Genomic DNA, 13,660 nt, shown 5'->3' with positions numbered 1-13,660 from the left:
TCCTCCACCGCCATGCCGCGTTCGCCGACATTGCTGTTGGAGCCGATACCGACATAGAGTTTCGATCCGTCCGGGCCAGCTGCCAGCGACTTGGTCCAGTGATGATTGATGCGCGAGGGCAATCTGGTCACCTCAACGCCCGGTATGGTGATGCGCGTTTCGCCCTCGCGATAGGGAAAGCGCAGCAGCGCGTCCTGTGTCGCGACATAGAGCTGGCCCTCGACCAGGGCGAGGCCATAGGGTGCATTCAATCCGGTGATGAGCGTACTGCGCAATTCGGCGCGGCCATCGCCATCGGCATCGCGCAGCAGGGTGATGCGATTGCCACCCTTTACCGATGTCTTCCCCATGGCCTTGATCTGGGTCGCGATGACATCCTTGGGCCGCAGGGCGGGGGCCGATCCCCCTGACCCTTCCGCCACCAGAATGTCGCCATTGGGCAGCACCAGCATCTGGCGCGGAATGGCGAGCCCCGTGGCAAAGGCCGTCACGCTAAAGCCGGCCGGTGCCGTCGGCTTTTCATTCCCCCAGCCAGCGGGCGTCGCGATTTTCATCGGCGGCAGCAATGTCTGGCGCTGATCGGGCAGATCCGGCCGGTCGCCGGTCTGGTCAAGGCCAGGCTGGCTGCGCCCGCAGGCGGCAAGCGCCAAGAGACTGGCGCCCAGGATGAAGGCACGCACGGTCATGGCCGAACCTCCCGATAGCTCGCAAAGGCCGTCCAGCCCGCGGCAAGGGCAGCCAGGCTGCTGAGGATGGAGAGGATAAGGCCAATGGTCCCGACCGAACTCCAGCCGTCGCGGCTATGCTGAAAGGCGTTGATGAGCCCGCAGACCCACATCAGCGCCAACAGCAGCAGATAAAGGCCATGCTGCCGACGTGCAGGCCCTTTGGCGCGCGCCAGCGCGATCAAGGCCCATAGCAATACCAGGCCTCCGCCGATCAGTGCGCCGGTGATCAGCCAGGCCGAAAAATTGCTCCACTGCATTTCCGCGCTGTTGAGATAGGTGATGTCCGACAGCAGGGCAGCGGGAAACAGGGCGACCGGCCAGGCGAGCAGCAGGCCGTGAAGCGGATGGAGCAGGGGCCGGGTGCGCGGCGGGGCGCTGGGCAAGACAGGTCTCCTTGTCGGGGGAAGAACGATCCCTCGCCAATGCGCCGGCTGGCTTTTGGTTTCGCCGACACCGGCAATTCATCCACTTGTTACGAAACAGAAATGTTTGAACCGGATGCCGCTTCGCGTGTTGGCACGAAAGACGCTGCACACCGGATGCGGCGCGAAAGGGGTGACGCGGGCGCAATGCGCAATCCATGGCTCTGGACCATTTTACTGCTCGGCCTTGGCGCCTGCAATGCGCAGCAGTCGGCCCTCCATGTCTTCGGCGCCGAAGCACGGCAGGTGCGCGAGATGGCGATCCTGTTGACCATCGGCGCGGCGATCATCGTGACGGTCATGGTCCTCATCTATGTTCGTGCGCTTCGCGCTCCGGAAGGGGCGCTCAGCCATCGTAGCGGCATGCGGATCATCCTGTGGCTGGGCGCCATCAGCCCGGCCCTGATCCTTGGCGCGCTGCTTCTCTATGCTTTGCCTGCCATGCGCCCGCGCGAGACAGCGCCTGGCGACCTCACCATTCGGGTCGAGGGCGAGCAATTCTGGTGGCGGGTCGCCTATGGGGCATCACGCGCGGGGCCTGGACTTGTTTCTGCCAATGAGATCCGCCTTCCCGTGGGGCGGACGGTGATCCTTGAACTCGGCGCGCAGGACGTGATCCACAGTTTCTGGATTCCCGGTCTTGCCGGGAAGATGGACATGATACCCGGACGGACCAACAGGCTGGTTGTGCGCGCCGAAAATGCTGGCCGCTTCCGGGGCGTTTGCGCGGAGTTTTGCGGCCTGTCGCACGCGCTAATGGCCTTCGACGTGATCGCGATGGACCCGGCTGATTTCGACGCATGGCTGGCGGGCGCGCGCGGGGCCGGCAAGGGCCTGGTCCCATCGAGGGGCCAGTCTCTCTTCGATGCGCATGGCTGCGGCGCCTGCCATGCCATCCGGGGAACCGCGCATGATGCGGCGATCGGGCCTGACCTTAGCCGTTTTGGACAGAGGCGGACGCTGGGGGCCGGGATATTGCCACCGACCACCGCCAATATCGCCGCCTTCATCCGTGCGCCCCAGATCGCAAAGCCAGGCGCGCGCATGCCAGCCTATCCCCAGCTGTCCGAGCAGGAGGCCATTGCCATTGCCCATTATCTCGAGGGGCTGAAATGAGCCTCCACGATCAGGATGACCCGGCGCTCCGCGCGGCGCAGGAAGAAAGGCTGCGCGCGGTGTGGGCGCCGCCCAAGGGGATCTTCCTGCGCTGGACCGACTGCAACAATAATCGCGTCGGCGTCTGGTATGTGCTGACCGCCTTTGGCTTCATGCTCTTTGCCGGAGTGCTCGCGCTCATCATGCGCACCCAGCTTGCCGTGCCCGACAATGATCTGGTTGGGCCTGGTACCTTCAACCAGCTCTTCACCCTGCACGGCTCGATGATGATGTTTCTCTTCGCCGTGCCGATGTTCGAGGCGGTGTCGATCATCCTGCTGCCGCAATTGCTGGGCGCGCGCGACCTGCCATTTCCCCGCCTGTCGGCCTTTGGCTACTGGTCCTTCCTGATCGGCGGGCTGTTCGTCGGGGGATCGATCTTCTTCAATGCCGCCCCTGACGGCGGCTGGTTCATGTATCCTCCGCTGACCACCCGCACAGACCTGTCGGGGCTCGGAGCCGATATCTGGATGCTCGGTCTTTCCTTCATCGAGGTGTCGTCGGTCGCCGCCGCAGTCGAACTGATCGTCGGCGTGCTCAAATGTCGACCGCCGGGCATGCGGCTCAATCTCATGCCGCTATATGCCTGGTACATACTGGTTGTGGCGGTGATGATCCTCTTTGCCTTTCCGCCGCTCATCGCCGGCGACATATTGTTCGAAATGGAGAGGCTGCTCGACTGGCCCTTCTTCGATGCGCGCCGGGGCGGGGATCCGCTCCTGTGGCAGCATCTGTTCTGGATCTTCGGTCATCCCGAAGTTTACATCATATTCCTGCCTTCGATCGCGCTGTTCGCGATGCTGGTGCCGACCTTCGCCAACCGCCATCTGCTGGGCTATCCGTGGATCGTGCTGGCCGCTGTGGGTACCGCATTCCTGTCCTTCGGCCTGTGGGTCCACCACATGTTCACCACCGGGCTGCCTAAGATCAGCCTCGCCTTCTTCTCGGCTGCCTCCGAAGCCGTGGCCATTCCGACCGGCGTCCAGATCTTCGTGTTCATAGCAACGCTGTGGGCAGGGCGGGTCACCTGGTCCACACCCCTTCTCTATGCGACCGGCAGCCTCGCCATTTTCGTGATCGGCGGTCTTACCGGCGTGATGGTGGCGGTGGCACCGTTCGACTGGCAGGCGCATGACAGCTATTTCGTCGTCGCCCATCTCCATTATGTGCTGATCGGTGGTACGCTGATGCCGCTTTTTGCCGGCCTATATTATTATTGGCCTTTGGTGACGGGCAAGAAACTGTCCGACCGGCTTGGCCGGATCGCTTTCTGGATGCTGTTTGTCGGTGCCAACCTGACCTTCTTTCCGATGCATCTTTCCGGGCTGATGGGCATGCCGCGCCGCGTCTTCACCTATCCGGCCGAACTGGGGCTGGGCGGGCTCAACATGGCGTCCACCCTGGGGGCCTGGCTGTTTGCCGCGGGGGTGGCGGTGATATGCATCGATCTTAGCCTCTCGCCACGCCGGGTTCGGGCTGTCCGCAATCCCTGGAATGCGGGCACGTTGGAGTGGCTCGCCCATCCCGAGGACGAGGATTGGGGCATAAGGTCGGTGCCATTGATCGAGAGCCGCTATCCGATCTGGGACCAGGCAGATTTCGTGCGCAAGGTTGATGAGGGCCGCTTCTTCCTGCCCGATGCACAGGAAGGGCGACGCGAGACGATCGTCACGAGCGTCCTTGATGCCCGGCCACTGGCAGTGATCCGCCTGGGAACCCCGAGCATCAAGCCCATGCTGACGGCGGTCGCGCTCGGCGGGGTCTTCATCCTCACCACCTATCATCTCTACTGGGCTGCGCTCGTCAGTGGCGTTGCCACACTCGCTATGGCGTTGTGGTGGCTCTGGACCGGGACGGCCGAAATTCCCGAAAAGCCCTGCAAGCCGATCGGCCACGGCCTTGAGCTGCCGCTCTATCTCTCCGGGCCCTCTGCGCCAGGCTGGTGGGCGATGTTCATCACGATGATGGCCGATGCGACGGCTTTTTCCGGGCTCATCTTTGGCTATTTCTTCTTCTGGACCCGCCATGCCGATTTCCCGCCGGTCGCTCTGGCGGACGGTCCCGGCATGGCCTGGCCCATGCTCGCATTGTTCTTGGGCATCGCAAGCTGGCTGCTGACGCTAGGCGCGCGCGAGGTGCATGCCCGCAAGCATGTCGGCATGGCACGGCTCTGCCTCATGGTCGCGCTACTACTCAGCCTTGCCGGAGTCGGGGCAGGGCTCGCCGGACCATGGACCCGTGGCATGGACCCGCAGGCGCACAGCTATCCTGCAATCGTGTGGACGCTCGCGATCTGGGCCGCGGCCCATGCGGGCGTTGCCGTCATCATGCAGGGCTATGCACTCGCGCGCAGTCTCGCCGGGCGCATGTCCCCGGTGCATGACGCGGACCTGCGCAACGTCACCGTCTACATGCATTTCTATGCGCTGACCGCGATCGTCACCTATGCGACGATCGGCCTGTTCCCGCAGTTCACATGAGCGAGCGAGGCAAATGGCATGAGCGGCTCAAGGTCACGCTCTGGACGCTGATCGTGCCGCCAGCCATCTGGGCCGGGCATTTCCTCGCGTCCTATCTCTGGGCGGCCATCTCCTGTGCCAAGGCCGGGCGCTTTGCCAGTTTTCCGCTGCTGTTCGTCATCGGCACGATGCTTGCGCTGCTGATGATCGGGCTTTCGGGATGGATCGCCTGGGCGCAGGCACGCCTGCCGGGCAATCCGCCGCCCCATGAGGACTCGACCCGGATCGACCGGCTCCGTTTCCTGGCCAAGTCGACCTTGCTCCTGGCAGGGCTGAGCTTCGTCGGGGTGCTGTTCACGGCGCTTCCGGTCATCTTCCTGCGGGACTGCCGATGAAACGTGCCGCACTTGCCGCCGGCCTCGCGCTGGTACCGATCGGCTGGATCCTGGCTGTGCTGCCGCTTGGCATGACTGGCCACATGGCAGGCCATATGATTGCCGTGGCGATTGCAGCGCCTTTTCTTGCCCTTGGCCTTTCGCAAGGGCGGCTTGATCCTGCGCGTCTCTGCCCCGGCCTCGCAAGCCCGATGGCGATGATGTTGGTGGAACTTGTCACGGTCTGGCTCTGGCACCTGCCGGCCCTTCGCGCGGCGACAATGACGTCCCTGCCTCTGCTCGGGCTCGAGCAGTTCTGTTTCCTTGGCGCAGGTCTGCTGCTCTGGTCATCGGTGCTCCGCGCCGATCATCGGGCCGCTGGCATCGGTGCCCTGTTGTTGACATCGATGCATATGACCCTGCTTGGTGTCCTGATCGGCCTGGCGCCAAGGCCTCTCTACGCGGCGGCGGATCATCATCATCTGGCCGGCATGGACCCGCTGATCGACCAGCAACTGAGCGGTGTCCTCATGCTGCTGGTTGGCGGGGCCAGCTATTTCATCGGTGGTCTTGTCCTGTTGGCGAGCCTCCTGCGCCAGAGGGGGGCGGCATGATCCTTCGCATCAGCTTGAAGCGCGCAATTGTCGCGTTGCTCGGACTTGGGGTTCTCGGCATGCTGTTCGCCTGGTCCGGGGCCATGCAGATTTCCGCGTCGTCGGGCCATTGGCGTATTACCGACTGGTTCCTTCACTGGACGATGCGCAATTCCGTGCGGACTTATGCCTGGCTGGACGCACCGCCCGATCCGCTCGACGATGAGGGCCTGGTCAGTGCAGCGGGGCATTTTCGTCAGGCCTGCCAGGTCTGTCATGGCGCGCCGGGTGTGCGTCCATCACCCGTGATGCAGCAGGCAACTCCGCCAGCGCCTGATCTTGCCCGAACGGCAGGGGAATGGCGGGATCGCGAATTATTCTGGATCATCCGGCATGGCGTCAAATTCACCGGCATGCCGGCCTGGGCGGCGGCTGATCGACCGGACGAAGTAAGGCGCATGACCGCTTTCGTCCGGCGCTTGCCGCATATGACGGCGGCGCAATATCAAGCGCTGACCCAGGCTGGCGAGGAGGGACGTCTGCCCGGCGTTGCTCCGGCAACCTTGTCGGCATGCACAAGCTGCCATGGCGTCGATGGTCGGGGGAGGGAGCAATCCGATATTCCGGTCCTGGCTGGGCAGAGCGCGGCCTATCTGGTCGCCAGCATGCGCCAATATGTGTCGGGGAAGCGCAGCAGTGCGGTCATGCAGACGGCGCTGGCAACGACCGGGCGCGAGGACATGGCGAGGCTGGCGACCTATTTCTCTGCGATGCCCGGGCTGGCGAATATTGCCACCACACGCAGTTCACCGGGGCTGGACCGTTTCGGTCAGCCCCTGCCCGCCTGCAGCAATTGTCATGCAGTCGGGAAGGCGGCGCCCATTCTTGCCGGGCAGAAGCCAGGCTATCTTGCTGCGCGCCTGCGGCTTTGGCAGCAAGACGATAATGTCATCGACGCGCGCCTGCCGCCGGACACCATGGCGATGATAGCAAGACGTATCCCGGTCGATCAGATCGATGAACTGGCACGGACCGTGGCGCAGTCCGGTTCGGACTAAGGGGCTATCGCCCGATTAGGCGTGCATGTTGACCCAGATGAAAGCCAGGATGGCTGCAACGATGAATGCGAAGACGAGGTAGAGCGCAAGGCGACTGGTGGCTTTGCGGGCAGGACGCTCCTTGTGATGGGGCATTATGATCCTTTCATGCTGATCTTCTCCCAACAACGCATGGCGGGGTTCATGGTGCCCGAAACGGATCATAGATCGGGCAGGGTCTGCGCAGCGAAGCCCCAGCCTTTGAGCTTCCCTGCGCGCTCCCTCAATATTTCGGCATCTCCAATGTCGTAAGGATGGGCGTCCTGCAAATCGTTCAATTCGTCCCAGTCGACCGGTATGGCTACGGGCGCGCCGGCGCGTGCGCGCGCCGAGTAGGGGAGGATGGCGGTGCTGCCGCGCTGATTGCGCAGCCAGTCGATGAATATGCGATCCTTGCGCTTGGCCTTGCTCATCGTGGCGACAAAGCGATCGGGTTCTGCCGCGCTCAAGGCCTGGGCGAAACGGGCGGCGAAATCCTTATGTGCGTCCCAGTCGTGGGTGGGGCTGAGGGGGACGACGACATGGACCCCCTTCCCTCCCGACAGCATGGCGAAGGAGATCAGACCGATGTCGCGCAGATGATCGCGAATATCCTTTGCCGCTTCACGCACCCGTGCAAAATCCATGCCCTCGTCGGGATCAAGATCGAAGATCATGCGATCGGGCTTCTCGACGGCATCGGCACGGCTCGCCCAGCCATGAAATTCAATCGTACCCATCTGGACGCAAGCGATCAGGCCTTCGGCATCGTCGACATAGAGATAATCTTCCGAGCCGCCGTCTTTCTCGCGGATCGCAACATGGCGGACATGGTCGCCAAAGGCGCCGCTGTCATGTTTCTGGAAAAAGCATTTCTTCGCGCGGCCCTGGGGGCATCGCACAAGACTGATCGGCCGATTGGCGGCGAAAGGTAGCATCAGCGGGGCGATCCGCGCGTAATAATCGGCCAACTCCCCTTTGGTCTGCCCGCTCTCCGGGAAAATCACGCGCGCGCGATTGCTGATCCTGATGGCTGTGGCTGAAGGAGGCGTTGGGGCCGCTTTTTCGGGCTTGACCGTCTTTGCCAACTTGTCGCTTCGTAGCCCCAGAAAACTGCCATGTCGCACGAGACCCTCCCTTGTGAACTCGGCAAAACCGACTTCCGCAACGAGCTTGGGTTTGACCCATTGGACGCCGCGCGCTTGGGCGGCGGAAATGATGATCTGCGACGTGCCGGTCGCAATCGGACTCATGGCCTCGGCCAGGTCGGTCATTGTGGCGGCATCGAAACCAGTGCCGACCTTGCCCTTATAGACCAGTGCACCGCCTTCATGCTGCGCCAGTAGCAGGGAGGAAAAGGCACGCCCTTTTACCTTGCTACGGGTCCAGCCGACGATCACGAATTCCTGCCGACGAGTGCATTTGACCTTCACCCAGGCGCGTGTCCGTCCGCTGCGATAGGGCGCATCGACGCGCTTTGCGATAATGCCTTCCTGCCCGGCCTGACAAAGCGATCGGTAGAGCTTCTCGCCCGAGCCGATCAGGTGATCGGCAACGTGGATCGGTTGTTCTGCATCCGCCAATAAGGCTTCGAGCCGCTCCTTTCGCTCGATTGCGGGGAGAGACTTCAAATCCATGCCGTCAAGTGAAAGAAGATCAAAAGCGAAGAAATGGAACGGCGTGTCGGCTCGCTCCTCGCCATGGCCCCGTTTCAACACCGCCTGCAGCGCCGAAAAACTGGGATTGCCGTCAGCGTCAAAGGCGATGATCTCGCCGTCGATCAATGCAGGCGGGAGGTCGAGCGCTTTTATGGCTCCGGCCAAAGGACCAAATTTGTCCGTCCAGTCCAGGCCGCTGCGGGTATATATTTTTATCGCTTCGCCACTGACTGCAACGAGCGCGCGATATCCGTCATATTTGATCTCGTGCAGCCATTCGTTGCCGACCGGTACATGGTCGACCAAAGTTGCAAGCTGCGGCTTGATGAAGCGCGGCATAGCCTCCGTTCTGGCGATCGCCTTCACCTTCGTCCTGCCGATCTTTGCGTTATGCGCGTTTGCCGCCTGCATCCTATCCGTGAATGTCTTGCCCCTGGCGCCTTTCAATGACTGCGTGCCGGCGATGTCCCCGGCGATTTGCGCCATCGAGCGGTCAGTCAGAACACTTGTCAGCGCGCGCTCGACCAGATCGCCATTCCGGCGGGCTTCGCCATCCTCAATCTTGCGGAGCAGCCAATTCTCGCGCTTTTCGCCCGCGCGCCCCTTCATCCGCACCAGCAGCCATTCCCCCTTCATCCGTTCGCCATGCAGGATGAAATGGAGATGGCCATCCTCTATATCCTTCGCGCTCTTTCCCGGGATCGGTTCCCACCAACCGCGGTCCCAGAGCATCACACTGCCGCCGCCATATTCGCCCTTGGGAATATTACCCTCGAAACTGCCATAGCTCAGAGGATGATCTTCGGTGCGGACAGCAAGCCGCTTGTCATCGGGATCCAGGCTCGGCCCCTTGGTGACGGCCCAGCTCTTGAGCACGCCATCGACTTCCAACCGGAAGTCCCAGTGCAGCCTTGTGGCGGCATGTTTCTGGACAACGAAACTGTTACCGCCTTTCTTTGCCATCTTGCCTTCAGGCTCGCTGGTGCGATTGAAGTCCCGTTTGGCATTATAGGAGGCAAGGGGATGGATCCGGCTCATTCGCCCGGTCGCTCCTCGGACGCGAGCCAGCGCCGTTCCACAAATCCCAGCAGGCTGAGCATGAGGATCGCGACGAGAGTGGCACTGGCGACCAAGGGCCAGAGGGCAGCGCCGGAAGCGATTCCGATCATCGACGCCAGCCAGATATGGGCTGCCGTGGTCAGATTCTTGATCTCACCCTTGCTGAATATGATGAGGCCAGTCGCTATGATGCCCGAAAATGCGGCAGAAGCTTCGAAGACTCGCAGGGGATCTATATTCCCCTCGCCTTGCAACTGATTGTGCAGCGCGATTGCACAGACAGTCATGAGGGCGCTGGTGAAGCAGATGAGGCCATGGGTGCGTAGCCCCGCTGCATGGCCGCGTAACTGTCGATCGAGCCCCAAAAGCAGGCCGAGCAGAGCAGCAATGCTCAGGCGCAGCATGACCGGCCCGTCGATAAGGTGGAGCGGGGTATCGGGATTCAGCGTCATCACGCGCTTTTGCGCTTGGCTGCAGTCGCACGTCTATTGCCAGTGTCTGTCGGCGAACCGCTTTTCGACCTCTTCTTCGTCGCGGTGGTACGAGCCGTTTCTCCTGCTGACTTCTTGAGCGCCGCCATCAGGTCGATGACATTGCCGCCCTTGCGCGCCGGCTCATCGTCCACCTCTTCTATTATCCGCTTCCCCTTGGCCTTTTTCTTCTTCTCGATCAGGCGATGGAGCGCATCGACATAGCGATCGCGAAACTCTTCCGGCTTGAAGGGCGCCGTTCGCTTGTCGATGATGCTGGTAGCAAGATCGAGCATGTCCTCATCCGCCGTATCGGCAGGCAAACCTCGGAAATATGTCTGCGCCTTGGTTACCTCGTCGGCATAGCGCAGAACTTCCATGACCAGCCCCCGTCCACAGGGTTTGATCGATACCAGCTGTTCCCGTCCACGGACCGACAATTGGCCAAGTCCGACCTTCTTTGCCTTTCGCAGCGCATCCCGCAGCACCGCATACGCCTCTTCTGCGAGGTCATCGGCGGGTACGACGAAATAGGGCTTCTCATAATAAAGAACGTCGATCGCATCGGCCTCGACGAACTGGACGAGGTCGAGGGTCTTGCGGCTCTCAATCTTGACCGCTTCGATTTCCTCCTGTTCGAGCAGCACATAATTGCCTTTTGAAAGCTCGAACCCCTTGAGGATCTCATCTCGGTCGATGGGCCCCACGCCGCTCACGACCTTTTCATAATGAATGGGTTTGCCGGTTGGCTCGTGAATCTGACGAAAGCTGACCGCCGCACCCGATTTGGTTGCGGGATAGACTTCGACCGGGATGGACACCAGTGCCAGCTTGATCTGGCCCTGCCAAAATGCGCGTGCAGCCATGTGCGACCTCCCCGATGAGAGCGTGCAATCGGCAAGTTGGTTCCGTGATAGCCTCCAACAGAAAGCCGACAGCACAGCTTCGCCATTCCCATGGGGTGGCAAGGCAAATCACTCATCTTCATGTTGCTACCATCTGGCACCGGCACCTGATCGGGGCGTGTCGCTGAACTTTCGTGCACGCGGAAGTTGCACAGCAGCGGCATCGCTCAGCAATTCTCCCTCGATCCGCAGAACCCATTACGCGCCCAGGTGTTCTTTCCGCGAAGAAGGGATGGGCGCGTTCTGCTGATCCTGGCCCCTCAAGGAGATGACACATGCCGCTCAAGGCGCTGGCGCTTAACTGCACGCTCAAGGCGGACTCCCGCCAGGAGAGTTCGACCGACGCGATGATCGCCGTGTTGACGAGGGCCTTCAGCAAGAATGATGTGACGGTCAGCGAAACGGTCCGGGTTGCAGCCCTTGACATCAGGCCAGGCGTTAGCTCCGACGAAGGGGATGGCGATGCGTGGCCTGGACTGCGCGAGAAGATACTCGCTCATGACATTGTGATCTTCGGAGGACCGATCTGGATGGGGCAGATCAGCAGCATCGCCAAACGCGTCCTGGAACGGATGGATGCCTTCCTCTCCGAGACCGACGATGAGGGTCGGATGCCGAGCTATGGGAAGGTCGCTGTCGCAGCAATCGTGGGTAATGAAGATGGCGCCCACTTCTGCTCCGCTCAGCTGTTCCAGGCTTTGAACGATGTGGGCTGGACGATCCCCGCTGTTGCGGCCTGCTATTGGGTCGGCGAAGCGATGGGGGCGGTCGATTTCAAGGATCTCGGCGAGACGCCGGAGGCGGTAATGAAGACGGCGAAAATGGTCGCCGGCAATGCCGCGCATCTCGCAAGCCTGCTTCAGTCCAGCCCTTATCCAGGCTGAACGCGATGGCCGGTCTGTCACGCCAAATCCGCGAGAATATCGTCCTCTATGGCGCGCTTTTCGCCAATGTCGGGATAGCGGTCGCCAAGTTCGTGGCGGCGGCGATCAGTGGCTCTTCTTCCATGCTGACCGAGGGTGTCCACTCGCTGGTCGACAGCGGAAATCAAGTTCTGCTGCTCTATGGTCAGGCAAAGGCCAGACGTCCCGCCGACGCCACCCATCCCTTCGGCTATGGCCGCGAACTCTATTTCTGGGCCTTCGTCGTCGCGATCCTGATCTTTGCCGTCGGCGCGGGCGTTTCGGTCTACGAGGGCTGGTTGCACATCGCCGAACCTGAGCCCTTGCGTGATCCGACGATCAATTATGTGGTGCTGGGTGTTGCTGTGCTGCTTGAAGGAACAAGCTGGTTCATCGCGGTGCGCGAATTCAACGGCAAGCGCGGTGCCAGCAGTTGGTGGCAATCGATCCGCCGATCCAAGGATCCCGCCGGGTTCATTGTCCTGTTCGAGGACAGCGCTGCGCTGATCGGCCTCGCCATTGCAGGCATCGGCGTCTGGGCCAGCCACTATTTCGCAAATCCACGGATTGACGGTTTTGCATCGATTGCCATTGGTCTCATTCTGGCTGGGGTCGCTATTCTGCTTGCGCGCGAAGCCAAGGGCCTGTTGATCGGCGAAAGCGCCGACCCGGCAATCATTTCGGTTCTATGGACCATTCTCGCCAAGCGGTCGCAGATCAGCGCGGTCAATCATGTCCGTACGATCCATACCGCGCCTGATGCCGTTTTCGTAGCGATCAGTGCTGATTTCGTCGACGATCTGCCGATGGGAGATGCAGAGCGTCTGATCGAGGATATTGAACGCGAAATGAAGGCTTGCGTCCCCGATCTGACGTCCATTTACATCCGGCCGGAAAAGCAGTCGGATGCTGTGCGACAAACACCGCCGGCCTAATTTCCTTCCTCGCGTCCAACAGGCGGGATGAAGCTCACCTGTGCCAACCGCCACGACCTGTCCTCACCCTCCGGCCAGTAATGGCGCGGGTGACGACATTCGCCCGGTGGATGCGTGTCATGCACTTCGGCCCGAATAAGGCGGCCGGTTTCCCGCAGCCGTATTGTGGCACCGGGAAATTCAGCGCTGAGGCGATCACACAGACTTTGCGCATCATCCGAAAGATCAGTGCTGGAGAGCGCCCTTGGCGCACCATCGACCAGTTCTGCCGTGGAAGAGCGCAACGCCTTGATACCGTCATTGAGGACATCGAGCGAAATGATAGCTGCTGCCAACGAGTCAGCCCACCACCAGCCAAGCCCCAGCCCAATGATACCGGCGAGCCCCGCCGCCCCGGTCAGCCAATTGGCCTTGTTCATGAGTGCGTCGGTATGCAGCAGCTTGTCGTTGAGAGCCTGCGCCAGCGGAAGTTCCTTCCGGCCGATGAAGAGCGGCGGGATGAGGGAGTAGATCTGGGCGGCGATCATCAGCCATCCCAACCAGATATCATGCCCCAGGATGACGATCGATCCGACGGTCGCGTGCTCCTGCGAGCCCAGCGCCATCATCGCATTGTAGAGGAGCAGCGCGCCGACGGCAGTCAGTGCAACAGCCGCCACAAAGAAACCAAGGCCGTTGACCCGCTCAAAACCGAAAGGAAAGCGGCGCGATCGATGGGCGCGACGCTCCATGTGCGCGGCGATCAGGAACATGACAGGCGGAACCAGCCCCAGCGTGTCCTCTATCCACGCGGTCTTCATCGTCTGGCTCTGACCAAGCACTAGGCCCATCGTCACGATGATGGTTAGAGTCCAGAAGATGTTCCAATATTCCAGGCGCACCGCCCGCGCCATCGTCTCGCGCAGTTCATCGGGAAGACTTGTA

13 protein-coding genes are annotated in these 13,660 nt (G+C 61.6%); 7 read left to right on the top strand and 6 right to left on the bottom strand.

Going from position 1 to position 13,660, the window contains the following annotated elements; genetic code table 11:
• On the bottom strand, positions 1-686 hold a 686-nt coding region (locus ACUCV3_RS16800), incomplete at its 3' end, for a PQQ-dependent sugar dehydrogenase (protein WP_482240912.1).
• Positions 683-1,111 (bottom strand): DUF2231 domain-containing protein, encoded by a 429-nt coding sequence (locus ACUCV3_RS16795; RefSeq protein ID WP_010336642.1) that lies wholly within the window; start codon positions 1,109-1,111, stop codon positions 683-685. The genes ACUCV3_RS16800 and ACUCV3_RS16795, both read right to left, overlap by 4 nt.
• 186 nt (positions 1,112-1,297) lie before the next feature.
• On the opposite strand from ACUCV3_RS16795, the gene coxB reads away from it, so the two are divergent.
• The 5 genes from coxB to ACUCV3_RS16770 are packed head-to-tail and all read left to right on the top strand — an operon-like array spanning position 1,298 to position 6,789.
• Positions 1,298-2,266: a cytochrome c oxidase subunit II gene (gene coxB / locus ACUCV3_RS16790; RefSeq protein WP_010336643.1), complete on the top strand. Its 969-nt coding sequence runs from the start codon at positions 1,298-1,300 to the stop codon at positions 2,264-2,266.
• Complete coding sequence (locus tag ACUCV3_RS16785; protein ID WP_010336644.1) at positions 2,263-4,785, top strand: cbb3-type cytochrome c oxidase subunit I; 2,523 nt, start codon at positions 2,263-2,265, stop codon at positions 4,783-4,785. Before coxB ends, ACUCV3_RS16785 begins: the two co-directional genes overlap by 4 nt.
• Positions 4,782-5,159, top strand: a complete 378-nt coding sequence (locus ACUCV3_RS16780; protein WP_004209549.1) for a hypothetical protein — start codon at positions 4,782-4,784, stop codon at positions 5,157-5,159. The genes ACUCV3_RS16785 and ACUCV3_RS16780 overlap by 4 nt, the downstream gene beginning before the upstream one ends.
• Entirely contained in the window at positions 5,156-5,752 is a 597-nt protein-coding gene (locus ACUCV3_RS16775; protein ID WP_010336645.1) for a cytochrome c oxidase assembly protein, read from the top strand. Before ACUCV3_RS16780 ends, ACUCV3_RS16775 begins: the two co-directional genes overlap by 4 nt.
• Positions 5,749-6,789: a c-type cytochrome gene (locus ACUCV3_RS16770; protein WP_037509456.1), complete on the top strand. Its 1,041-nt coding sequence runs from the start codon at positions 5,749-5,751 to the stop codon at positions 6,787-6,789. The genes ACUCV3_RS16775 and ACUCV3_RS16770 overlap by 4 nt, the downstream gene beginning before the upstream one ends.
• A 200-nt stretch (positions 6,790-6,989) precedes the next feature.
• Here the strand turns inward: ACUCV3_RS16770 and ligD are convergent, their stop codons facing one another.
• From ligD to ku, 3 genes are read right to left on the bottom strand one after another with little or no spacing between them, the layout of a single operon-like run.
• Positions 6,990-9,503, bottom strand: coding sequence for a DNA ligase D (ligD, locus tag ACUCV3_RS16765; RefSeq protein ID WP_185706429.1), 2,514 nt, complete (start codon positions 9,501-9,503; stop codon positions 6,990-6,992).
• Positions 9,500-9,976, bottom strand: a complete 477-nt coding sequence (locus ACUCV3_RS16760) for an MgtC/SapB family protein (RefSeq protein WP_037509452.1) — start codon at positions 9,974-9,976, stop codon at positions 9,500-9,502. Before ACUCV3_RS16760 ends, ligD begins: the two co-directional genes overlap by 4 nt.
• A complete protein-coding gene (gene ku, locus ACUCV3_RS16755) occupies positions 9,976-10,860 on the bottom strand; it encodes a non-homologous end joining protein Ku (protein WP_185707529.1) in 885 nt (294 codons plus the stop codon). Before ku ends, ACUCV3_RS16760 begins: the two co-directional genes overlap by 1 nt.
• 314 nt (positions 10,861-11,174) lie before the next feature.
• Between ku and ACUCV3_RS16750 the strand changes: the two genes are divergently transcribed.
• Together ACUCV3_RS16750 and ACUCV3_RS16745 are read left to right on the top strand one after the other, a co-directional pair.
• Positions 11,175-11,783: a flavodoxin family protein gene (locus ACUCV3_RS16750; RefSeq protein WP_136186117.1), complete on the top strand. Its 609-nt coding sequence runs from the start codon at positions 11,175-11,177 to the stop codon at positions 11,781-11,783.
• 5 nt (positions 11,784-11,788) lie between these two features.
• The gene (locus tag ACUCV3_RS16745; protein WP_159367483.1) at positions 11,789-12,736 is read left to right on the top strand and encodes a cation diffusion facilitator family transporter; all 948 of its coding nucleotides are present in this window, start codon (positions 11,789-11,791) and stop codon (positions 12,734-12,736) included.
• On the opposite strand, the gene ACUCV3_RS16740 is transcribed toward ACUCV3_RS16745, so the two are convergent.
• The gene (locus tag ACUCV3_RS16740; protein ID WP_279606697.1) at positions 12,733-13,629 is read right to left on the bottom strand and encodes a cation efflux transmembrane domain-containing protein; all 897 of its coding nucleotides are present in this window, start codon (positions 13,627-13,629) and stop codon (positions 12,733-12,735) included. The genes ACUCV3_RS16745 and ACUCV3_RS16740 overlap by 4 nt on opposite strands.
• Positions 13,630-13,660: the final 31 nt, after the last annotated feature.

The organism is Sphingobium sp. VMM, from assembly GCF_056790315.1.
The sequence above is the reverse complement of the archived record's forward strand: the minus strand, read 5'-3'. Positions and strand labels throughout refer to the sequence as shown.